A 24,245-nucleotide genomic window follows, 5' to 3' on the forward strand; every position below is an offset into this window, starting at 1 on the left:
AACCTATTTCTTATTTATTAAGGAATAGGTTTATTATTAAATTAACTCAATTACATCTTTGATAGAAAAACCTTTAATACTTTTTATATCTTTTTTTGAATATGAATATGGACTTACAACTTCATTAAATCCCATTTCAATTGAAGCCTTTACTCTTTTCTCATTATAATTTATTGGCCTAATTTCTCCAGCTAAACTCAATTCTCCAAAAGCAACACAGTTTTCTTTAAATGAAACTCTTTTTAATGCTGAAGCTAAAGCAATTGCTATTGCTAAATCAATAGAAACTTCTTTTAACTTAATTCCACCTCCAACATTTACATAAATATCATAATTACTGAATTGTAAATTTGTATGTCTTTCTAAGATTGCTGCAATTCGTGTTACACGTGAAATATCTATTCTGTCACTAAAAATTCTAGAGTACCCCCCTTTAGAAGGTATTGTTAAAGCTTGTATTTCTACAATGAATATCCTAGACCCTTCAATAACAGGAGTATAAGAAATACCTGGAGGTAAATGCCCTTTTTCTCTTTTATTAACAAAGAGACCTGAAGGATTTGATATTAATTCAAGCCCTTTTTCATTCATTCTAAAAATTCCAATTTCATCAACAGAACCAAACCTGTTTTTAACAGCTCGAACCATTCTAAGTCCATTAGAACTTTGATCAAAATATAATACAGTATCTACTAAATGTTCAACAATTTTAGGTCCTGCAAGACTTCCCTCTTTTGTAACATGGCCAATAAGAAAAACTGAAGAATTTAATTGCTTTATTTTTCCAATTAATTCCATTGAGCAACTTCGCATTTGATTTGGAGAACCTGCAATAGAATTTACTGTATTAGTTGTTAAGGTTTGTAATGAATCTATTATTAAAATTTCTGGTTTTATTTGATCTATAACATCTAATAAATTTTCTAGTTTAGTATCATTATAGATAAATAATTTTTTAGTATCTAATTCTAATCTTATAGCTCTTTGTTTTATTTGAGACGCAGATTCTTCTCCGCTAATATATAGAACTTTATAAGAATCACTACAATTGGCTATAGTTTGCAACATTAATGTTGATTTCCCTATTCCTGGTTCTCCTCCAATTAATATAGCAGAGCCTTTCATAATTCCACCACCGAGCACTCTATCAAACTCATTAAACCCTGTTTTCATTCTCATTGATTCTGAAATTTTAACATCATCTAATATTTGAACTTCGCCTGTTTTAGTAATATTAATTCTTTTACCTTTATCTTCAGCAAATTCAATTTTTTTTTCTTCAAATGAATTCCAACTCCCACAAGAAGTACAACGTCCCATCCATTTTGATTCAACTTTCCCGCATTCTCTGCAAACAAAATTAGTTTTATTTTTACTCATGTATATATATCCTATAATTTTATTATATCACATTAAAAAATAATAAAAAAAGCATCTATCATATATTCACTATATAGATAGATGCTTAATTTAATAAACTATTAATTAAAATTCTAATAATTCTACATTAAAAATTAAATATGCATTAGGTGGAATTACACCAGGATATCCTCCAGCACCATACCCTAATTCTGGTGGGATAATTAAAGTTCTTTCTTCACCTTTACTCATAGTTTGTAAAGCTTCATTCCAACCTTCAATAACTGTACCAATTTGGAAAGTAGCAGGAGCTCCTCTTTTTCTTGAAGAGTCAAAAACTTTTCCATCTAATAATTTACCTTCATAATGTACTGTTACATTTTCACCCATTTTAGGACTACCTTTTTTATCGCCTTCTTTTTTAACAACATACATTAATCCAGATTCTGTTTCTTCTGCTGTTGGATATGCTTTTTTTATAGCTTTCAAAACACCTTCACGTTCTTTCTTTAATTTTTTAATTTTATCTTTTTGAGAATTTTCAATTAAAGATCCAAAAGTTTCACGTGAAACGACAAAAGCTTCAGCAGCGTCGCCAATTCTCTCTATTTTCACAGTATTTATCTTATCACCTTGAGCAATCTTATTTACAACATCCATTCCTTCAACTACTTTTCCAAAAACAGTATGTTTATCATCTAACCATGGAGTTTCAACATGTGTAATGAAAAATTGTGAACCATTAGTTCCTGGTCCTGCATTAGCCATTGATAAAATTCCAGGTCCAGTATGACGTAATGAAGAATCAAATTCATCTGGGAATTGATAACCAGGACCACCTGTTCCTGTACCTAAAGGACAACCGCCTTGAATCATAAAGTTATCTATTACTCTATGAAAGTTTAAACCATCATAAAATGGAGTATCTTCATCTTCTTTATTAAGAACACCTTCAGCTAAACCAACAAAATTCATTACAGTCATTGGTGTTTTTTCAAATTCTAAATTTAGTGTAATATCACCTTTATCAGTATTGATAATAGCATATAAACCATTACTTAAATTAGTACTCATTCTTTATCTCCTTATACTTCAAATAAATCATCACCTTTTGATAATCTATGAAATAATTCATTTAATTCTTTTACACTGTTATACTTTAATAAAAGACTTCCTTTAGAAAGATTTCCTTTTATATGTACTTTATTTCCAACAGCTTGAATGAATTTATCTTGTATTTCTGAAACCTCTTTATCGCATACTTTTTCTTTTTTCTTCTTAGAAACATCTCTTTTCCCAGAATTCAAATTTTTTGCTATTTTTTCTGCTTCTCTTACTGATAATTCATCTTTTTTTAATTTTTCTAATAATATAATTCTATCTGCAGGATTTATCAAGGACAATAGTGCTCTTGCATGACCAGAAGAAAAAACACCTTCTATTAATCCTTTTTGCATTTCTTTAGGTAATTGTAATAATCTAATACTATTACTTATTGCAGATCTACTTTTCCCTATTTTTTTGGACAATTCTTCTTGTGTTAACCCAGATTCTTGTAATAATGAATAGTAAGCATTAGCTTCTTCAATTGGATTCAAATCTTCTCTTTGAATATTTTCTATCAATGCTAGCTCTAATCTATTTAAATTATTTAAATCTTTTATAAAAACTGGAACTTTTTTTAAACCTGCCATTTTTGCAGCTCTATATCTTCTTTCTCCAGCTATTATTGAAAATTCTCTCTCACTTATCTTTTCAACAACAATTGGTTGTATAATTCCTTGTTCTTTTATTGATTGTGCTAAATCATTTAAAGATTCTTGGTCAAAAATTTTTCGTGGTTGATTTTTATTTACTTTAATATAAGATATTAAAATTTCTGTATCTTGTACTTTATTTATATCTTTTTTATCAATTTCAGTTTCATTAATTTCTGAATTAAATATATTTTCTAAAGAATATCCATCAAGTAAAGACCCCATTCCTTTGCCTAAACCTTTCTTTTTATTATTATTCGACACGAGATATAACCTCCTGAGCTAATTTATTATATGCTTTTGCTCCTGAACAGCTATTATCATAAGCAAAAATAGGCAACCCATGAGAAGGAGCTTCTGATAACCTAATATTTCTAGGAATTTTAGTGCTAAAAACGATTTTATTAAAATAGTTTGTTACATCTTCAACAACTTCATTTGCTAATTTTGTTCTTTTACTAAACATAGTAAATAAAATACCTAATATTTTTAAATTATTATTTAAAGAATGTTTAATGCTTGATACTGTCCTCATTAATGAATTTAATCCTTCCATAGCTAGATATTCACATTGCATAGGAATAACAACATATTCTGTCCACACTAGAGTGTTTATAGTAATTAACCCTAAAGAGGGAGGGCAATCACCTATAATATAATCATATTCTTCATCTAATGATGATAAAGCATTTTTTACAAAATCATTTCTATTATCTTCGTTAACTAATTCAATATTTAATCCCGCTATATTTATATTAGAAGATAATAAATCTAAATTATTAATCAAAGTTTTTTGACAAGCATCAATTGCCTTTATTTGGCTAGTAACAACTTCATAAGTTCCCATAGCTCTATTATCTGCCGACAAAGAACTTGTTAAATTTCCTTGAGAATCAAAATCTACTAATAAGACCTTTTTACCTTTTAAAGCTAAAGCAGCACCTAAATTTACAACACTAGTAGTTTTTCCAACTCCACCTTTTTGATTTAAAAAAATTATTTTAATAGCACTCATATATAAAATATAAGCTATATATATAAAATTGTCAGTAATAAAAAGAGCTACATTAAAAAGAATAATGTTAAAATATAGACGATTGAATTTATTTTTTGTATACTTATCATACAAAAGATATAATAAATAGGAGATTATCATGGAAGAATTAGTAAAGAATGCTATTGAAGATATTCGCCCATCATTACAAAACGACGGTGGAGATATAGAATTTATCAAACTAGATGGTAAAGTTGTATTCGTAAGCTTACAAGGTGCTTGCGCTGGTTGTCCAATGTCTCAAATGACACTTAAAGGTGGCGTTGAAAGATATTTAAGAGATAAAGTAGATCCAGAACTAATAGTAGAAAATGTTTAACGTGAAACACTTTTAGATAATACATTGCTCTATGAGCAATGTATTTTTTTTATTTTTTTATATACAAAATTGAAAAGTAGAGTTAAAATACATTCGTCTTCTGTTATTTACTTACCCATTTTTTGTTTTTATTAACAAAATTTGGGTATTTTTTTTAGCTCAACCTCTATTTATTTAATTATTATAATAAATCAGACTTAACAAATTTAAAATTCTTTAAATAATAGTAAAAACAAAACACTCTATTTTGTGTAAATTTTATGGTTTTCTAATAGGTTTTTTATAATTTTATTTTTTACTTTATAAATTTTAATAAATAATATATTATTAAAAATTATAATTACTTACAATATAAAGAAATAAATATATGCTAACTAATAATTGTTTCTATATACAGTTACAAAATAAGTTGAATTTAAATTTTTATAATATAACTAAAAGTACAAAAAAATCACCTATTGTGCTTAATAGGTGATTTTTATTGGTAATAACATTACCTTTATTTAATTACTATTATATTTTCATTCTTCACAAGTTTTTTCAGACTCTTCATCTTCATCAATGTTTGTAGAAGCTAAAGCTACAATGTTATCATCATCGCTCTTCATTTTAACAACACAAACACCACTAGCATTTCTTCCTTGTATAGAAATATCCTTTACATGAATTCTTATAGTTTGTCCAAGTCTAGTAACACAAACTACATCGTTTTCTTCATTTACAGATACAGCATTTACAATCATACTTTCTTCTATTGATAATCTAAATATTTTCTGACCTTGAGTTCCTCTATGGTGATTCATGAATTGATCATAAGAAACTTGTTTACCTTTTCCTTTATCAGTAACCATTAAGACTCTTTTCTCAGAATCAACTTTTAGTAATCCAGCAACACTATCATTAGGTTTTAGTTTAATACCTCTTACCCCATGCGTTGCTCTACCCATAGATCTAACATCAGTTGCATTCATTCTTAAAGCTAAACCATTTTGAGTCACTAGCATTACATCATCTTCATCTTGTACAAACTCGCAATGTAATAAAGTATCGCCTTCATCTAAAATGATTGCTATAACACCTTTCGCTCTAGCATTTTTAAATAAATCCAATCTACAGCGTTTAACTACACCAAATTTAGTAGCAACCATTAAATATTTATCTTCTTCAAATTCTTTAAAATTAAAGATAGTTGTAATCTTTTCATCTGTATTTAGTTGTAACAGATTTTTAATACTTGAACCTTTTGCAGCTTTAGAAGCTTCTGGAATTTGGAAGACTTTAGTATAATATGCTTTTCCTGCATCAGTAACATACATTACATATTCATGAGTAGAAGCCACAAACATATGCTCAACAAAATCTTCATCTTGTAATTTTGTTGTTCTAGAACCTTTACCTGCTCTACCTTGAGCTTTATATTCTTCAACAGGAATTCTCTTAGCAAAACCTTTGTTACTTATTAAAACAACAACTTCTTCTTCTTTGATAAAGTCTTCTAAACTACTTTGTCCTAATTCTTCAGGATGAATTTTAGTAAGTCTCCTATCTTTAGAACCAGTTCGAGCAGCTAATTCTTGAGTCTCTTGTTTAACTACATCTAATATTTTATTAGTATCAGATAATAACTCTTGGTAATAAGCAATTTTTCTTTCAAGTTCAGCTAATTCATCTAAAATTTTACCTGCTTCTAATTGAGAAAGTCTACCAAGTTTCATATCAATAATAGCTTGAGCTTGAATATCATCAAGTTCAAAGTTTTCAACTAATCTCTCACAAGCAATAGTATTATTAGCACTACTTTTTATAATACTAATTACTTCATCAATATTATCTAAACCAATTTTTAGTCCTTTTAATATATGTGCTCTTTCTTGTGCTTTCTTTAAGTCAAATTGAGTTCTTCTTGTAACAACTTCTTCTCTATGTTTTATATAATAAACAAGCATTTGTTTTAAATTTAAAAGCTGTGGTCTACCATTTACTAATGCTAAATTATTTACATTAAAATTAGATTGAAGTGCTGTTTTTGCAAATAATAAATTTAGTACAACAATAGCAGGAGCACCATTTTTTAACTCGACTACTATTCTAATACCATTTCTATCAGATTCATCTTTAACTGCTGCAATACCTGCAATTATATTATCTTTTCTTAATGCATCTATTTTCTTTACTAATTCAGCTTTATTTACTTGATAAGGAATTTCAGAAAAAACAATTTGATCGTGTCCTCTATCAGGGGTTTCTATTTCATAAGAAGCTCTAACTACTATTTTACCACGTCCTGTAGTAAAAGCATCTCTAATTCCTTTTAAACCACAAATATTAGCAGCAGTTGGAAAATCTGGTCCTTTTATATGATTTCTCATTAATTCATCAATAGTTATATCAGGATCATTAATTACAGCTTCAATAGCATCACATATTTCTAAAATATTATGAGGTGCCATATTAGTAGCCATACCAACAGCAATACCACTTGAACCATTAGCTAATAAAAAAGGGAAAGCTGCAGGTAAAACAGTAGGTTCTGTCATTGAATCATCATAGTTAGGTCCGAAATCTACAGTATTTTTATTAATATCTGTAAGCATTTCCTCCCCAATTTTACTCATTTTAGACTCAGTATATCTCATAGCAGCTGCAGGGTCTCCATCGATAGAACCAAAGTTACCTTGAGGTGCAACAACAGGATAGCGAAGTGAAAAATCTTGAGCTAATCTTACAAGTGCATCATAAACAGAGCCATCACCATGTGGATGATATTTACCTAAAACATCACCAACAATTCTTGCACATTTTTTATAACTACCGCTAGATCTTAATCCCATATCATACATATCATATAATATACGTCTATGTACCGGTTTTAACCCATCTCTTACATCAGGAAGAGCACGAGATACAATAACAGACATAGCATAGTTTAGATATGATAATTTCATTTCTTTTGAAACATCAACATCTATTATTCTTTCATTTTTTTCTATAATTTGATCATCATCCATAAAGATATCCTTTTATACATCTAAATTAGATACATATTTTGCATTTGCATCAATAAATTCTCTTCTAGGAGCAACTTCTTCACCCATAAGCATTGAAAATACTCTATCTGCTTCTTCCGCATCTTTTAACTGAATTCTGCTAATCATTCTAGTTTCAGGATTCATTGTTGTTTCCCATAGTTGATCCGGATTCATTTCACCCAAACCTTTATATCTTTGAATAGCAACACCTTTTGAAGAATCTGTAATATTGTTATCTTCAAGAATTTTAACTCTTGCTTCTTCATCATAAGCATAAAACACTTTTTTATTTATAGTTATTTTATATAAAGGTGGCATGGCAAAATATACATACCCAGCTTCAATTAATGGTTGCATATACCTATAAAAGAAAGTTAATAATAAAGTTCTAATGTGAGAGCCATCAACATCAGCATCAGCCATAATAATTACTTTATGATATCTTACTTTTTCAATATCAAAAGTAGTATTATCTTCGTCGTTCTCACTATTCATATTATTATATCTAGTAATTCCAGCACCAAGAGTCTGTATAATTGGTTGAAGTTTATCGTTTCCTATTACTTTATATTCTTGTGCTTTTTCAACATTAAGCATTTTACCCCATAATGGTAAAATAGCTTGGAAAGATCTATCTCTACCTTGTTTTGCAGAACCACCAGCAGAGTCTCCTTCAACTATATATACTTCACATTTAGCAGGGTCTTTTTCTGAACAAACAGCTAATTTTCCAGGAAGACCACCACCATCACTTTTCTTTCTAATTTGTTCTCTTGCTTTTCTTGCTGCAATTCTACCTTGAGCCGCACTAATAATTTTTATTAAAATACCTTCAGCAACACTAGGGAATTCATCAAAATAATTTCCTAATTTTTCATAAACTAAAGATTGAACTAACCCAGATACAGCAGAGTTCCCTAATTTCATCTTTGTTTGACCTTCAAACTGTGGCTCAGGCATTTTAACTGAAATAATAGCAGTTAATCCTTCAACAATGTCTGAAGAATCTAATTTATCACTAAATTTCTTTAATAATTTTGCATTTTTTTGTAATTGATTATTAATAGTTCTTGATAAACCACTTCTAAATCCAGATAAATGAGTTCCACCTTCTCTAGTATTAATATTATTTACAAAGGTAATAATTTTTTGATCATATTTATCGTTATATTGTAAGGCTATTTCAACTCTTATATTTTCTTTTTCACCTTCAATATCAATAGGTATTTCATGTAAAACTTTTTTATACTCATTTAAATAAGAAACAAATTGTGAAAGACCACCTTCTGCATGGAATTTTTCATTTTTAACATTTTGTTTATCTCTATTATCTGTTATTTCAATAGAAATACCTTTATTTAAATATGCAAGCTCTCTAAAACGCATTGAAAGAGTTTCATAGCTAAAACTATTTCTCTCCATAATTGAAAAGTCAGGAGTAAAAATTATAGTTGTACCTGTTTTTTGAGTATTACCAACCATGGAAACTTCCATTTGAGGAATACCTTTATTATATACTTGTTTAAATACATCATTATTTCTATAAACATTTACTTCTAAGTAATCTGATAAAGCATTTACACAAGAAACACCTACACCGTGCAAACCACCAGAAACTTTATAAGAATTTTTATCAAACTTACCACCTGCATGTAATTGAGTTAAAACAACTTCTAAAGAACTCTTGTTTTCAGTAGGGTGCATATCGACAGGAATACCTCTACCATTATCCTCAACAATACAAATTTCTCTGTTTTCATTATCTAAATCTAAATATACTTTTATTTCATTACAAAAGCCAGCCATAGCTTCATCAATGCTATTATCGACAACTTCATATACTAAGTGATGTAAACCATCAATGCCAGTAGAACCAATATACATACCAGGTCTTTTTCTAACAGCTTCTAATCCTTTTAAAACTTGAATATTTCCAGCACTGTAATTATTATTTTGATCTACAGTTAAATCCTCACTTAAGGATTCTGTTGATGATACAGATTCTTCTTTTTTAATATCTTCTATCATGATAATTCCTTGTTTGTGCTAAGAAAATTAATATATAAAAATAGAAAAGTAATATTAATAATATCGCACATATTTTAGGTTTTTTCTTTTACTATTAAACTAATTAATAGAAGAAGATTTTATTATAAAAATAAAATACCTTTAATCTAGTTTATTATATCAAAATCAAAACTAAGTTACAAGTAATTCTATGTTTTGAATTAATTATTAAATTCTTTTATAAAATATAAATAACCCAAAAAAATAACCTTAAAATATTAATATAAAAATAAGATAAAAAATCTTTTTATAAATTACGCTTGCAAGCCTTTTTAAGAAAGAGTAATATATTTTTATGACCTATACTCAAGACTATTATTCTGATTTATGGAATAAAATTTTAGAAGAATTAATAAAAATAAACAGTTCTGCAAAAAACAGCAAAATGTCTTTTGTTTTTGCAAAAGATAATAAACTATATATTGATGCTGTTTCAGAATTTAGAAAAGGTTTTTATATTAGTCAATATTCAAAAGTTTTAAATAATTTTTTAAAAGATTATAGTGATGAAAATTTAGAAATCGTCTTTTTTGTAAATGATAAAAAAAATGAAAACACTATAAAAGAAAAAGAAATAATAATTAATAAAGTAGAAAAAAAAGAGAATCATAATATCTCAACTTTACTAACTGAAAAAAAGAATACTTTTACTGATAGAAAAAATAAACAAAGAAAAGAAGAAAGTAATTTAAATGAAAGATATACTTTTGATTCTTTTATTATGGGGGACAACACAAGCTTAGCTTACAATGTTTCTTGTGCAATAGCAAAAGAACCAGGTATTGCTTATAACCCTTGTTTAATATATGGAGGTGTTGGTCTTGGAAAAACTCACCTTCTTCAATCAATTGGCAATTATATAATAAATAATAACAATAGATTAAAAGTAATTTATGTTACTGCAGAAAAATTTACTAATGAATTTATTAACTCTCTTGAAAGTAATACTAAAATTAATCAATTCAAAAATAAATATAGAAAAGTTGATGTTCTTTTAATAGATGATGTTCATTTCTTGCAAAGAAAACAAGGAATACAGGAAGAACTTTTCCACACCTTTAACGACTTATATGAAACAAGAAGACAAATGGTTTTCACTTGTGATAGACCTATTAACGAATTAAAATCTATGACAGATCGATTGAAAAGTCGTTTTTCAAGAGGTATTAATGTTGATTTAAGACCACCTGAATATGAAACTAAAGTTAAAATTTTAAGAGTAAAAAACGAAGAAAAAAATAATATTTTAAATAATGAAATTATAGATTATTTATGCCAAAATATTAATACTAATGTTAGAGATTTAGAAGCAGCTTTTACTAAATTATCAGCATTTAATTCTTTTACAAATACTAAACTCACTTTAGATAAAACTAAAGAATTAATTGGTCCAACTATATTAAGTGAACAAGCAAATTTAAAGAACCTTTCTGTTGATAAAATAATAAGAGCAACTGCCGAATATTTTGAATTAACTTCCTTTGAAATTAAAGGAAAAAAGAGAAATAAAAAAATAGTAAATGCTAGACAAATTGCAATATATTTATCAAGAGAATTAACAGATTATTCAACAACTGAAATTGGTTATGATTTTGGAAAAGATCATACAACAATAATGCATGCAATAGAAAAAATTGAAACACTTAATTCAACTTCTCAAGAAGTAAAAAAGAATATTGAATCAATAAGAAAATCACTTCTTTCATACTTATAAAAAACAATCTGAATTATTATTTATTATTAAGATATAAGGATATATTTATAAATTAAAAAAGTTTATAAATATATCCTTTTTTTAAAGCAAAAAACTAAATTTATTATTATATAAAATATAAGATATCTAGAATTATTAATTACTAATACTTTTAATGATTTGTGCATATCTTGTGGAAAACCTGTTGATAAACTGTGGATAACTTGTTAATAACTTGTGGAAACTTAATTTTTCCCTGTTGATATCTTGTTAATAACTAATAAAAAAACTGTGGATAACTTGTTGAAAAACTGTTAATATTATGTGTATAAAATGTTAATAACTTAAGGCTTAATATTATGCTTGTGCATAACTTGTTTATAAGAGTAATTTTATACACAAGGTTTTCCACAAGATAACTTGTAATTAACTTTTTTATAGAAAAGGAAATAAGCTAGTTTTCCACATTTCCACAAGCCTTATTACTATTATTATTAACAAAATATATATATAATAATATAAAATAGGAGATTCAATTTATGAAATTTATGTGCGATAAAGAGACCTTTGCAAAAAAAATATTTAATGCTAATGATTTTAAGAATGCAAAAAGTTCTATTTCTATTACATCTAATGTTTATTTAAAAACAACACAAGATCAATTAATTATTAAAGCTACAGATAATAATATGGGATATATTTCATATCTTCCTGTAATAACAATAGAAGAAGGAGAAGCTATTGTTTCTTGTACAAAACTCGGAGATATATTAAAAGCTTTTTCTAATATAGAAAATATAATATTAGAGACTGAAAATGATGTATTAAATATTAGTCCAAAAGATTCTAAAAAACATTTTAATTTTGAATTAAAGACTAACAGTATTGAAGAATTTCCTAATTTAGAAACTCCTGATAATAAAGACTTTTTTAAAATCAATGCTCTTTCTTTTTTAGACATGATAAAACAAACACAATTTGCTGCTTCTAAAGATGAATCTCGTCATTATTTATGTGGTCAATTTTTCCAAAAAATAGAAGGTGGAATTGCCATGGTTGCAACAGATGGTAAACGTCTTTCTTTTATAAAATCTAGATGCGAAGATAATGTTCCAAATTTTCCTTCTGTAACTATTCCAACTAAATTTATTTCAATTATTTCTAAAATAATTGAAGAAACAGGAGAAATAGAAATTGCATTAGAAAAAAATTTAATATCTATAAGATTATCTGATGAAACATTTCTATATTCTTCTTTAATCGAAGTTGGATTTCCTGTTTATAATAGAATTATTCCTCAAGAACAAAAATATAAATGTCTTTTAAATTTAAAAGATACTATTGATGCAATTAATAGAGTTAAACTATTTGTATTAGATAAAAGTAATAGAATTTTTTTAAATATTTCACAAAATAAACTAACCTTAACAAGTGATATAACTGAACAAGGTCAAGCTTCTGAAGATTTAGATTGTGATTATAATGGTGAAGAAATAAAAATTGCTGTTAATTATAATTTCTTTTTAGATCCATTAAAAAATATGGATGTTGATTATTTTTCTATTAATTTCGATGGTCCAAATAAAACACTTAAACTATTACCTGAATCAAATGAAAAAAGTTATTTACACATAGTAATGCCTATACAACCAAAATAATGAAAATAATAGATATTGTAGGTAATAATTTTAGAAATTTACAAATTAATAAACCTTTAGATTTAAACAAAAAGCAAATTATTTTAATTGGCTCAAATGGTCAAGGAAAAACTAATCTTTTAGAAGCTTTATATTTTATTTGTTATGGTAATTCTTTTAGAACTTCAAATATAAAAGAATTACTTAACTATTCTTCTCCTTCTTTGAATATTACTTCTCATTTTTTAACAGACAATAATGAAAAAAGAGAAATATCTATAAAAATTAAAAACAAAAAAAGAGAAATAAAAATTGATGGAAAAACTATACATGATAGAAAACAATTAATTTATAACATACCTTGTATTGTCTTTTCTCATGATGATATTGCTTTTATTACAGGATCTCCAGAGTCTAGAAGAAAATACTTTAATCAAACAATGAGTATGTATGATCCTGTTTTTTTTGATGATTTAAGATATTATAATAAAATATTAAAACAAAGAAACACAATACTAAAAAACAACCAATATGATTTGTTAGATATATATGATTCAAATTTAGCAAAGTATGGTTTTTTAATTAAAGAATCTAGATTAAAAACTGTTAATGAAATGAATAATTTATTTCCTAACTTATATAGTAGTGTATCAGATTTAAGAGATGTTAAAATTGAATATAAGTCTTCTTGGAAAGAATGTAATTCACAAGAGGACATTTTACAACATTTAAAAGATAATAGAGAAAGAGATATAAAATATTCTTTGTCTAATTTTGGTATACATAGAGATAAATTTACTATAAATACACAATTTGGAGAATTATCATCAATAGGTTCAACAGGCCAACAAAGATTAGCTTCTTTAGTTTTAAGAGCAACACAGTGTAAATATTTTAATTTAAAAACAAATAAAGAACCAATTATTTTAGTAGATGATGTTCTTTTAGAATTAGATCATGAAAAAAGAAATAAATTTTTATCTTTATTTGATGATTATAGTCAAGGTTTTTTTACTTTTTTACCACAAGAAAAATATTTTAATAAAATTGATTTAGACAATAGTTTTGTATATAATGTTGATAAAGGAGTTTTTATTAAAAATGGATGATAGAATTTGTAAAGACAATGCTATATCAACAAAAAATTTAATAGATATTTATTTAAATACTGTTTTAAAAAAAGAACGTCCCAAAAAGTCAGAAATATATGATAAATGGGATGATATAATATCTAATAAATTTAAACACCATTTGAAAATAAAAGAAATAAATAATGATAAACTTATTCTAGTTGCAGATCATCCAGCTTGGGTACAAAGAGCAAATATGAGTAAAAATATTATACTAAAAAATATAAAAAAGGTAATTCCTTCAAGTAATATTAAAACAATACATATTATTTGTAGGTAAGCACTTGACGGATATTGTTATGATATATATACTTTGCAACTCGAAGGGTCTATGCCCAAATTATTTTATGAAATATCCGCGTAAGCGATGAATTGGAGATAATCATGAGTTATAAAGGAAAAAGAACTTATCAACCTAGTAGGGTAAAAAGAAACAGAAAGTTTGGATTCCGTGCACGCATGGCTACTACAGGTGGTAGAAAAGTGTTAGCACGTAGAAGAGCTAAAGGTAGACATAAATTGTCTGTTTGTGATGAGAAAAAGCCTTTCTAAACTAGAGATATTAAAAAAAAAGTCAGAAATAGATAATGCTTTTAAAATTGGTAAATCCACTTCTAGGCGTGGTTTAAAATTAATTTTAGCTCCTAATAATTTGAATCGCAATAGGATTATTGTAATTCCTATAAAACATTATGGAAACGCCGTACAAAGAAATAGTATCCGTCGTAGGATAAAAGAAATTTGGCGAAAAGAGAAAGAAAATTTTATTTCTGGCAATGATTTTATTTTTTTGGTATATCCAGGAAAGGTTTTCGATAGCAAAACACTAGAGAAATCAATTCTAGATATTTGTGACGAACAAGGAATTTATTTAAAAAAATAAATTCCTTATTCCAATTCCTGTATATAACATTATACGTTATCTATAGGAGTAGATATGGATAAAAGAACAGTATTGGCAATGTTTCTAACAATTGTCGTTGTAACATTAGGTATGTTTATTCAAACAACCTTCTTTACTCCAGAAATTGTACCTACAGAAGAAATAGTTGCACAAGAAGAAATAACAACAAGTGAAAATAATGAGAGTGTTTTATCTAATAACACTTCGTCTTCAAAAGAAACTTCATTAACTACAACAAGTACAAATTATAATTATGTAAATGAAAATGATGCATGGAATTCTGGAAAACCTGGATCTTTTGTTGCTTTAGATGAAAATACAGAAAAAGAATTTATTTATAATAATGGTGTTTTAAATATTACTTTTGATACTAAAGGTGCTTCAGTTTCATCTATAAAATTAGTTGACCACTTAGATACAGAAGGAAATCCTGTTGAATTATTATTCAAAGGAGATTCTGATAAAAATGCTTTCTTAATGTATGCAGGTGATAATAGAACTAATCCTATAGATTCTAATTTTAATTATTCTATTCAAGGTAATGATATTGTATTCTCACAATCATTTGCTTTATTAGATGATAATTCAGAAGCTGGTGATACTTTTTCAATAATTAAAACATATACATTTAATGAAAATGAATATTTATTTGAGGTAAATATAACTATTGAAAATAGTGTGAATAAAGCAATTCCTTTAAATTTTGAAAATAATGCATATACTTTAGCATTTGAACCTCAATTAGGTCCTTCATTTGAAACAATGAGTAATAACAATTATTCATATAGAAAATTCTATACAAAATATGATGGTGATTCTAAAAAGAAAACTATTAGTGTAGATGGTGAAAAAGTAATTGAAGACTATGTAACGTGGACAGCATTAGCTGGAAAATATTTTGCTGTAATTGCAATTCCAGATGCTACTAAATATGATATAACATTAACTCAAGAAGAAAATGTTGATGGTTTAGCACAAACTAATGGAATGTATTATACAAGACCTGTAATAAAGAGTGCTTATAATACTGATACATTTAGATTCTATTGTGGTCCAGAATTATCTGATACTTTATCTATATATAATAATTCTAATGATAATGCTTTTGGCTTATCTGGCTTAAATTTGGATGAAGCTGTTGATGCATCATCTTGGTTAGGTTGGTTAGAAAATATTCTAAAATGGGCATTAAGCATGTTAAATAAAATCATACCTAATTATGGTATAGATATTATTTTATTAACTATTATATTAAAAATATTAATTAATCCATTAACTAAAAAGAGTATGCAAAGTTCTGCAAAAATGAGTTCTTTAAGTCCTCAAATGGAAGAATTGAAGAAAAAATATGAAAATAATCCTGAAAAATTAAATAAAGAAATGTCTGAATTGTATAGAAAAGAAGGTGTAAATCCAATTAGTGGATGTTTACCAATGTTAATACAATTCCCTATCCTTATTGCTTTCTATGGATTATTAAATAAACACTTTGAATTGAGAGGAGCAATGTTTATTCCAGGTTGGATAACAGACCTTTCACAACCTGAAACAATATTTACATTAAAATTTGCTATTCCTTTCCTAGGCAATCAAATTCACTTATTACCAATTTTATATACAGTTAGTATGATTTTCTCAATGAAGATTACTCAATCAGGTCAAAGTGCAGCAGCTGGTCAATCAGCATCAATGATGAAAATGATGACTTATGGTATGCCAATTATGTTCTTCTTTGTATTGTATAATGCTCCTTCTGGATTATTATTGTATTGGTCAGTAATGAATGCAATTAGTATTTTACAACAACTTTATAATAACAATAAGGTTAAAAAGAATAAAACTAATGTAGCTTTTTCTAAAAATAAAAAGGGCAAAAAAAAGTAAAAATTATTGAGCAGGAGGATTAATTTCTTTTCTGCAACGGAGAAATATATGACTCGAGAATTTGAAGGGCGTAGTGAACAAGAAGCTATTGCTAAAGCTGTGGAAGAGCTTCAAATTGAAAGGGAGGATTTTGATGTAGAAATTCTCCCTCCAAAAAGAAAAAGTTTTTTTAAGAAAAACGTTAGAATAAAAATTTATTATAATGATGGTAATGAAGAAAAAACTAATTTTAATGAAGCTCCAATTAACAGTGAATTTGAAGAAAAAGTAATAACTTTTGTTACAACCTTAATTAATAAAATGGGATACGAAGCAAAAGTAAGTGTCAATTTTAGACAAGAAAGAAAACTTGGTTTAAATATTGAAAGTGAAAATTCTTCAATTATTATTGGTAGAAAAGGTAAAAATTTAGATTCAATCCAATTATTAACTAATGTTTTTGTAGGTAGATTAGATCAAGATCAAAAAGTTATTATCGATAGTGAAAACTATAGATTAAGACATGAAGAAAGATTTATTAGAATGGCGTATAAATCTGCAGAACAAGTTAAAAAAAGTGGAAGAAGTAAGTTATTAGAACCTATGAATCCTTTTGAAAGAAGATTAATTCATACTGCATTAAATGATTTTGATGGAATTGAAACAAAAAGCGAAGGTGATTCTTTATATAAACAAATTAGAATTATTCCAATAAAGTAAATTTATTATTTTTTACTAATACATAAAAGGGTAGTATAAGCTACCCTTTTTTTGATTTATTGACAGCTAATATAATTTGTAATAAATTATAGGAGTGTTAGTTAGTTGTTGTTTATTCGATTATGTATATTAGGAGACAAATTTTTGAAAGAAAAGTATAAAAAAATTATATTATTAGTTATTTTCCTTTTATTTAATATATTTTCTTTATTTAGTGCTTCTGAAATATTAATTAATGATAGCGAAAGATTTATTTTTAATGTTTTAGGGGAAGTTTCAACTGAAAATTATGTTGCAGTAGTATATTATGATGAAGAATTATTATTTAATGACTTAACTATTTTAGATAATAATAATCAGAAATTTGATATTTCAAAGCCAGGTAGGACTAAAGAATTTAGAATAGTTATTATAGGAAATCAGTTAGAAGAAAACTCATTAGAAGTTATAATAGAAGGCAGAAAATTTATAGGTGCTATTGGTACTCCTGAACAAAATTATGATACAGAGTTATTTGTTAATGCAATAAATCCTTTAGTTAATGATGATAATATTCCAGAAGGTAATATACCTTATAATGTTTCTTTAAATATACCTAGAGGTGTTCATAATTTAGATGAAAATATAATAGATGTTTCTTTTGTATTAGCATGGAGGGGAAATTCAACTTTACCTTCTGGTATTTATACCTCTGATATTGATATAGAATATTCTGTTATAGATTAATAAAATAAAAAAAAATAAAGTTAATAAAGATAAGATAAAAGAAGGTTATTAAGAAAATAACCTTCTTTATGATTGAGTATAATTTAAATATATTTACGAATTTTTGTTAGAAATTTAATTTAATAATTTTTTCCCAAGATACATCTTTATTTCCAAAATGACCGTAATTTACATTATTTTTATAAATAGGTTTTAATAAATCTAAAGTATCAATAATACCTTTTGGTGTTAAATCAAAATTTGATCTAACAATATCTTCTAATTCTTTTATGCTATATTTACTTGTATTAAAAGTATTTACATAAATAGAAATTGGTTGAGAAACACCAATAGCATAAGCTAATTCAACTTCACATTTTTTACAAAGATTGTTTGCAACTAAATTTTTTGCAATATATCTTGCCATATAAGCAGCCGATCTATCAACTTTTGATGGATCTTTTCCTGAGAAAGCTCCACCTCCATGTCTACCCATACCACCATATGTATCGACAATTATTTTTCTACCTGTTAATCCTGTATCACCATCGGGACCTCCAATTACAAAACGTCCTGTTGGGTTAATAAAATATTTTGTATTTTCATCTAATAATTTTGTTGGTTCTAATGTTGGTTTAATTACTTCATTAATTAAAAAAGTTTCTAAGTCTTCTCTTGTAACTTCATCAGTATGTTGATGACTCATAACTACAGTAGTTATTCTAATAGGTTTGTTTTCTGCATCATATTCAACTGATACTTGGCTTTTTGCGTCAGGACGTAAAAACTTAACTGTGTTAGATTTACGAAGTTCAGCAGCCTTTTTTAATAATTTATGAGAATATACAACAGATAAAGGTAAATATTCTTTAGTTTCATTAGTTGCAAAACCAAACATCATACCTTGGTCCCCTGCCCCTTGTTCATTAAACAAACCTGTTTCTTGTGATACACCCATAGATATATCAGGGCTTTGAGAGTGAATTAAATTAGTAATCTTTACACTATCATAGCAAAAACCACAATCATTATCAGTATAACCAATTTCTTTAATTACATCTCTAATAATAGAATCGTAATCTACTTTAGCTTTAGTTGTTATTTCTCCAGCTACAATTACAGTATTAGTTGTTGCTAAAGTTTCACAAGCTACTCTTGAATATGGATCCTCTTTTAGACAAGCATCTAAAATAGCATCACTTATTTGGTCACAAACTTTATCTGGGTGACCTTCACTTACACTTTCCGATGTAAAAATGTGATTATTTAAATTAGAAATCATAAAATGACCTTCCTTATTTTAATTAATTTACTGGGAAGGAGAAAGCAAAAATTTATCATGAATAAATAATATATTTTTGTTCCCTCTTTAGCAGTTTTATACGTCCGCAAGCTGGGAGCTATCAAATCGACGTCAAATGTAAGAATATTTATATTTTAATTTTTGGTAAAGGGACAAACCTAACAATTTGGGTAAAAAAATAAAAAATCCTAAAATATTTATGATATACTTGATATAATAGTTTTGGAGATAAAAATGAGTTCATATATTATTAATGGAGGAAATCCTGTAAAAGGTGAAATAACAGCAAGTGGTAATAAAAATGCTGCATTGCCTCTATTAGCCGCAACTTTATTAACTGATGAGGAAATAATATTAAAAAATGTTCCTGATATAAAAGATGTACAAGTAATGTGTAATTTACTTAAAAGTTTAGGTTCAAGTGTTAATAAAATAGAAAATAATATATTAAGAATAAAAAGTGGTAATAGAAAAGGTTTATTTGATAAAAATCAAATAGGTTTAGTAAGAGGTTCTATTTTATTTATGGGACCATTACTAGCAACATTGAATAAAGTTATATTACCTCCACCTGGTGGAGATGTTATTGGATTAAGAAGAATAGATACTCATTTTAAAGGTTTTTCTTATATAGGTTGTGAATCATATATAAATAGTGATGGAAATTTATCTGTAGAATGTAAAAAATTAAAAAGTAATCATATTTTTTTAGATGAAGCTTCTGTTACTGCTACTGAAAACATGTTAATGGCTTGTGCTTTAAATACTAATGAAAGCATTATTGAAAATGCTGCCTGTGAACCTCATGTTCAAGATTTATGTAAAATGTTAGTCATAATGGGCTGTAAAATAGAAGGAATTGGATCAAATTTAATAAAAATAGTTGGAGCTAAAAAATTAAAAGGATGTGAATATAAAATAAGCTGTGACTATATGGAAGTTGGTTCTTTAATTGGATTAGCAGGAGCAACAAAAGGATCATTACTTATTAAGGGTGTAGATGATAATATATATAATAGCTTAGCTTTAGGTTTTAATAAAATTGGAATTGAATTTAGTAAAAAAGAAAAAGGGTCGATATATGTTCCTAAAATGCAACAAAATATTATAAAAAAAAGTTTAAGTGGTCTAACTAATAAGGTCGATGACGCTCCTTGGCCAGGTTTTCCGGCTGATTTGTTGTCAATTTTGAGCGTTTGTGCAACACAAATGAAAGGTACTATTTTATTACATGAAAAAATGTTTGAATCAAGAATGTTTTTTATTGATTGGTTAATTAGAATGGGTGCAGATATTATTTTATGTGATCCTCATAGAGTGATTGTAAATGGTCCTACTTCATTAAAACCAGCTATAGTTTCAAGTCCTGATGTTAGAGCAGGAATGGCTTTAGTTATTGCTGCAGCTTGTTGTAATGGTATAAGTGAAATACAAAATATATATCAAATTGAACGAGGATATGAAAATTTAGAGCAAAAGTTAGGTAATATTGGAGTTGATATAATAAAAAAAGTTTAACCTATTTTGAAGTTAAATTAACTATTTGTATAAAGTTATCCACAAGTTATCCACAATGTGTCACATATGTTAAGTTAATTAAATACTTAACATCTTTTCTTCATATAGTAAATATATTATTAATAAATAGAAACTAATTTAATTACTTATAAGATAATAAATTAGTTATAAATATATGTAATTTGATTTAAATCAAAAATTATTAAATCATAATAATAGTTATATAATACTTATTGTATATAAATATAAAAACTAAAATTACTTATCCACAAAATAGTGTATAAAAAAAAGAATATTTGTTAATCTCATATAAATAATAAAATATATGTAAAATTAGGGTATATGTAAATAATATTATTTTACTAATTAAAAATAAATTAACTATTATATAAATCTTTATTATATAAATAAATATTTGTTTTATTTTAGATTAAAATAAATTTAAAAGAATAATAATAAGATAAATTTAAATTTTAAAATGGTTTTGTTTATTTAGATAAATTAAAATATTAATTTCTTCTTATATAATGAAATAAAAGTATAAATAAAAGTATATTTATATATTGACATTTTTATTATACGAGGCTAACATATATTACGAACTAAGTTAGTTGCATCTAACGAAGGAGAATGTATGCCGTTATCAATGTTATCTCAAGGAGAGTCAAAAGAAATTATTTCTATTAGTGCTTCTTCTGAATTAAAGGATCGCTTATTATCAATGGGATTTGTTCCTGGGAATTCTGTTAAGATTGTAAATCTAAATTCAATGGGGTTGGTTTTAGAGATTAAAGGTACAAGATTAGCATTAAACAAAGGATTAGCTCATTTGATTCAAGTAGCTTAATTAGTTACTTATATTATATTTTAGTTAATTAGTGAGGAAAATTTTATGACTTTATGTGATTTAAAGCCTGGTCAAAAAGGTAAAGTATTATCTTTTGGCACTGAGGGTGTATTAAGACATCGCTTATTAGATATGGGAATTACAACTGGAATTGAAATTCAACTTGTTAAGGTAGCCCCTTTAGGAGATCCTTTAGAAATTCGATTAAGAGGCTATAATTTAAGTTTACGAAAATCTGAAGCAAGTGTTATTGAAATAGATTTTGTTGGGTAGTTGTTACTAATAAGGATTAATTAATGAGTAAATATACATTAGCATTAGCGGGTAATCCTAATTGTGGGAAGACTACGCTATTTAATATATTAACAGGATCAAAACAACATGTAGGAAATTGGCCTGGTGTTACTGTTGATAAAAAAGAAGGGCTTTGGAAAAAGCATAATGAATTTAATATTCTAGATTTACCTGGTACTTATTCTCTTTCTCCATATAGTGCAGAAGAAAAAATTGCAAGAGATTATATTGTAAAAGAAAAACCAGATTGTGTTATAGATATTGTTGAATCTCCAAATCTTGAAAGAAACCTTTATTTAACTTTACAAATTTTAGAGACAGGTGTTCCAACTGTTATTGCTTTAAATATGAGTGATGAACTAGAAGAACGTGGTGAATCTATTGATGCAGCCTATATAGAAAAAGAATTTGGTGTAAAAGTTGTTAAAATTTCTGCGAGAAATAATCATGGAATTAAAGAACTATTTCACGCTGTTAAAGAAACAATTGATAAAGATATAAAGCCTAAAAATTTACCTTTATATGATAAAATTAAAACTTTAGATGATGAAGGTATTGCAAATGTTAGATATGAAAAAATCACTAATGTAGTAAAAAAAGCTTATAAAAAAAATAAAACAATAGATCATACAGAAACTAAAAGTAGTAAATTAGATAATATTTTAACAAATAGAATTTTAGGATTACCAATTTTTGCAATTATTATGTATTTATTATTCCAAATAAGTATTGGTAGTAATTTATTTAACTTAGGAATTCCTGGTTTAGGGGTTATTTTAGCAGGTTGGGTTGATACTTTATGGAGTTTCTTAACTGATTTATTAGCTTTAGGCTTAGTAAATGCATCTCCATGGGCACAAGGCTTAGTTATTAATGGAATAATGGGTGGTATTGGTGCTATTTTAGGTTTTATGCCTTTAGTGTTAGTTCTTTATTTATTTTTAAGTATTCTTGAAGATAGCGGATATATGGCTAGAGTAGCCTTCGTTCTTGATAGAATTTTTAGACGTTTTGGTCTTTCTGGTAAATCATTTATTCCATTATTAATGGGTTTTGGATGTAGTGTTCCAGCTATTACTGCAACAAGAGCTTTAGATGAAGAAAAAGATAGACATATTACAACTATTATTACACCATTTATGCCTTGTGGAGCAAAACTTCCAATTATTGCTTTATTTGTTTCAATATTATTTGATTCATCGAAAACTGCAAATATTACTTTCTTACTATATTTAATTGTAATGGTTGTAGCAATTATTGTTTCACTTATTTTGAATAAAGTATGGTATAAAGGTGCTACTTCTAATTTCTTAATGGAATTACCACAATATAGAATTCCAACCTTAGTTTCTGTTGTACATCGTTCTTATGAAAAACTTAAAGGTTTTATTAAAAAAGCTGCAACTATAATCTTAGCATCAACAATTATAGTTTGGTTTTTAACAAACTTTAATATAAATTCATTTAATGGTGTTAATAAAGCTAATAATGAAAATAATAGTGTTATGTGTGAAATGGATGATTCATTTATTGCTTCTGTTGGTGAATTTGTAAGTCCTATTTTTAATCCTTTAGGATTTTATGGATGGAGACCTACAGTTGGTATTGTAACTGGTTGGATAGCAAAAGAAAATGTAGTTACAACATTTGCTCAAGTATATTCAGATGATATTACTGATGAATATTTAAAAGAGTATTTTAATGTTGATAATTTAAGTGAAAATGAATTATCAGAATTAGGATTTGACGATGGTCTTTATGATAATGAAATAGCTCATGAAATATATGAAGAATTATTATTAGAAGGAAAAGACAGTAATGCATTACCTTCATTAAAAAGAGATATTCCAACAAAGAGTGGTGGCTTAGCTTATATATTGTTTAATTTATTATGTATGCCTTGTCTTGCTGCTGTTGGTTCTATGCATAGAGAATTGAAAACTTGGAAGAAAACAATGGGTGGTGTTGGCGTACAAATGTTAACAGCTTATATAGTTGCAGGAATTGTTAGAATTCTTGGTCTTCTATTAGGATTCTAGGAGAAAA

General features: G+C 26.6%; 21 protein-coding genes. 14 read left to right on the forward strand and 7 right to left on the reverse strand.

Annotation, left to right across the window (positions count from 1 at the left end):
- Nucleotides 1–36 precede the first annotated feature (36 nt).
- The 4 genes from radA to ACPKM0_RS11035 all read right to left on the reverse strand — a co-directional run bounded on the left by radA (nt 37) and on the right by ACPKM0_RS11035 (nt 4,131).
- On the reverse strand, nt 37–1,380 hold the full coding sequence (gene radA / locus ACPKM0_RS11020) for a DNA repair protein RadA (protein WP_472475939.1): 1,344 nt from the start codon (nt 1,378–1,380) through the stop codon (nt 37–39).
- A 105-nt stretch (nt 1,381–1,485) separates the two neighbouring features.
- Complete coding sequence (locus ACPKM0_RS11025; protein ID WP_472475941.1) at nt 1,486–2,433, reverse strand: peptidylprolyl isomerase; 948 nt, start codon at nt 2,431–2,433, stop codon at nt 1,486–1,488.
- Nucleotides 2,434–2,444: 11 nt separating this feature from the next.
- Nucleotides 2,445–3,380: a ParB/RepB/Spo0J family partition protein gene (locus ACPKM0_RS11030; protein WP_472475942.1), complete on the reverse strand. Its 936-nt coding sequence runs from the start codon at nt 3,378–3,380 to the stop codon at nt 2,445–2,447.
- Nucleotides 3,370–4,131 (reverse strand): ParA family protein, encoded by a 762-nt coding sequence (locus ACPKM0_RS11035; RefSeq protein WP_472475944.1) that lies wholly within the window; start codon nt 4,129–4,131, stop codon nt 3,370–3,372. The genes ACPKM0_RS11030 and ACPKM0_RS11035 overlap by 11 nt, the downstream gene beginning before the upstream one ends.
- A 139-nt stretch (nt 4,132–4,270) precedes the next feature.
- Here ACPKM0_RS11035 and ACPKM0_RS11040 point away from each other — a divergent pair, with 139 nt between their 5' ends.
- Nucleotides 4,271–4,489 carry a NifU family protein gene (locus ACPKM0_RS11040; protein ID WP_472475946.1) on the forward strand — a complete coding sequence of 73 codons (219 nt, stop codon included), beginning with the start codon at nt 4,271–4,273 and terminating at the stop codon, nt 4,487–4,489.
- A gap of 521 nt (nt 4,490–5,010) precedes the next feature.
- Here the strand turns inward: ACPKM0_RS11040 and gyrA are convergent.
- On the reverse strand, nt 5,011–7,497 hold the full coding sequence (gyrA, locus tag ACPKM0_RS11045) for a DNA topoisomerase (ATP-hydrolyzing) subunit A (RefSeq protein WP_472475948.1): 2,487 nt from the start codon (nt 7,495–7,497) through the stop codon (nt 5,011–5,013).
- Nucleotides 7,498–7,509: 12 nt separating this feature from the next.
- Nucleotides 7,510–9,546, reverse strand: a complete 2,037-nt coding sequence (gene gyrB, locus ACPKM0_RS11050; protein WP_472475949.1) for a DNA topoisomerase (ATP-hydrolyzing) subunit B — start codon at nt 9,544–9,546, stop codon at nt 7,510–7,512.
- Nucleotides 9,547–9,880: 334 nt separating this feature from the next.
- Here gyrB and dnaA point away from each other — a divergent pair, with 334 nt between their 5' ends.
- From dnaA to ACPKM0_RS11095, 9 genes are all read left to right on the forward strand, one after another.
- Entirely contained in the window at nt 9,881–11,299 is a 1,419-nt protein-coding gene (dnaA, locus tag ACPKM0_RS11055; RefSeq protein WP_472475951.1) for a chromosomal replication initiator protein DnaA, read from the forward strand.
- Between the two features lie 518 nt (nt 11,300–11,817).
- On the forward strand, nt 11,818–12,936 hold the full coding sequence (gene dnaN / locus ACPKM0_RS11060; RefSeq protein WP_472475953.1) for a DNA polymerase III subunit beta: 1,119 nt from the start codon (nt 11,818–11,820) through the stop codon (nt 12,934–12,936).
- A complete protein-coding gene (gene recF / locus ACPKM0_RS11065) occupies nt 12,936–14,024 on the forward strand; it encodes a DNA replication/repair protein RecF (RefSeq protein WP_472475955.1) in 1,089 nt (362 codons plus the stop codon). Before dnaN ends, recF begins: the two co-directional genes overlap by 1 nt.
- Complete coding sequence (locus ACPKM0_RS11070; protein ID WP_472475957.1) at nt 14,017–14,325, forward strand: DciA family protein; 309 nt, start codon at nt 14,017–14,019, stop codon at nt 14,323–14,325. The genes recF and ACPKM0_RS11070 overlap by 8 nt, the downstream gene beginning before the upstream one ends.
- A 104-nt stretch (nt 14,326–14,429) precedes the next feature.
- Nucleotides 14,430–14,597 carry a 50S ribosomal protein L34 gene (gene rpmH, locus ACPKM0_RS11075; protein WP_472475959.1) on the forward strand — a complete coding sequence of 56 codons (168 nt, stop codon included), beginning with the start codon at nt 14,430–14,432 and terminating at the stop codon, nt 14,595–14,597.
- Nucleotides 14,578–14,928 carry a ribonuclease P protein component gene (rnpA, locus tag ACPKM0_RS11080; protein WP_472475961.1) on the forward strand — a complete coding sequence of 117 codons (351 nt, stop codon included), beginning with the start codon at nt 14,578–14,580 and terminating at the stop codon, nt 14,926–14,928. The genes rpmH and rnpA overlap by 20 nt, the downstream gene beginning before the upstream one ends.
- A 54-nt stretch (nt 14,929–14,982) precedes the next feature.
- Nucleotides 14,983–16,833 carry a membrane protein insertase YidC gene (gene yidC, locus ACPKM0_RS11085; protein ID WP_472475963.1) on the forward strand — a complete coding sequence of 617 codons (1,851 nt, stop codon included), beginning with the start codon at nt 14,983–14,985 and terminating at the stop codon, nt 16,831–16,833.
- A 48-nt stretch (nt 16,834–16,881) separates the two neighbouring features.
- Nucleotides 16,882–17,532 (forward strand): RNA-binding cell elongation regulator Jag/EloR, encoded by a 651-nt coding sequence (gene jag, locus ACPKM0_RS11090; RefSeq protein WP_472475965.1) that lies wholly within the window; start codon nt 16,882–16,884, stop codon nt 17,530–17,532.
- A 144-nt stretch (nt 17,533–17,676) separates the two neighbouring features.
- On the forward strand, nt 17,677–18,258 hold the full coding sequence (locus tag ACPKM0_RS11095) for a hypothetical protein (protein ID WP_472475967.1): 582 nt from the start codon (nt 17,677–17,679) through the stop codon (nt 18,256–18,258).
- 106 nt (nt 18,259–18,364) lie between these two features.
- On the opposite strand, the gene metK is transcribed toward ACPKM0_RS11095, so the two are convergent.
- Nucleotides 18,365–19,519: a methionine adenosyltransferase gene (gene metK, locus ACPKM0_RS11100; RefSeq protein ID WP_472475969.1), complete on the reverse strand. Its 1,155-nt coding sequence runs from the start codon at nt 19,517–19,519 to the stop codon at nt 18,365–18,367.
- Between the two features lie 255 nt (nt 19,520–19,774).
- Between metK and murA the strand changes: the two genes are divergently transcribed.
- From murA to feoB, 4 genes are all read left to right on the forward strand, one after another.
- Nucleotides 19,775–21,058, forward strand: coding sequence for a UDP-N-acetylglucosamine 1-carboxyvinyltransferase (gene murA, locus ACPKM0_RS11105; RefSeq protein WP_472475971.1), 1,284 nt, complete (start codon nt 19,775–19,777; stop codon nt 21,056–21,058).
- A gap of 634 nt (nt 21,059–21,692) precedes the next feature.
- The gene (locus ACPKM0_RS11110) at nt 21,693–21,905 is read left to right on the forward strand and encodes a FeoA family protein (RefSeq protein WP_472475973.1); all 213 of its coding nucleotides are present in this window, start codon (nt 21,693–21,695) and stop codon (nt 21,903–21,905) included.
- Nucleotides 21,906–21,950: 45 nt separating this feature from the next.
- Nucleotides 21,951–22,178: a FeoA family protein gene (locus ACPKM0_RS11115; protein ID WP_472475975.1), complete on the forward strand. Its 228-nt coding sequence runs from the start codon at nt 21,951–21,953 to the stop codon at nt 22,176–22,178.
- Between the two features lie 23 nt (nt 22,179–22,201).
- Entirely contained in the window at nt 22,202–24,238 is a 2,037-nt protein-coding gene (gene feoB / locus ACPKM0_RS11120; RefSeq protein WP_472475977.1) for a ferrous iron transport protein B, read from the forward strand.
- Nucleotides 24,239–24,245 lie beyond the last annotated feature (7 nt).

It is taken from the genome of Pleomorphochaeta sp. (assembly GCF_050031695.1).
GTDB lineage: Bacteria > Spirochaetota > Spirochaetia > Sphaerochaetales > Sphaerochaetaceae > Pleomorphochaeta.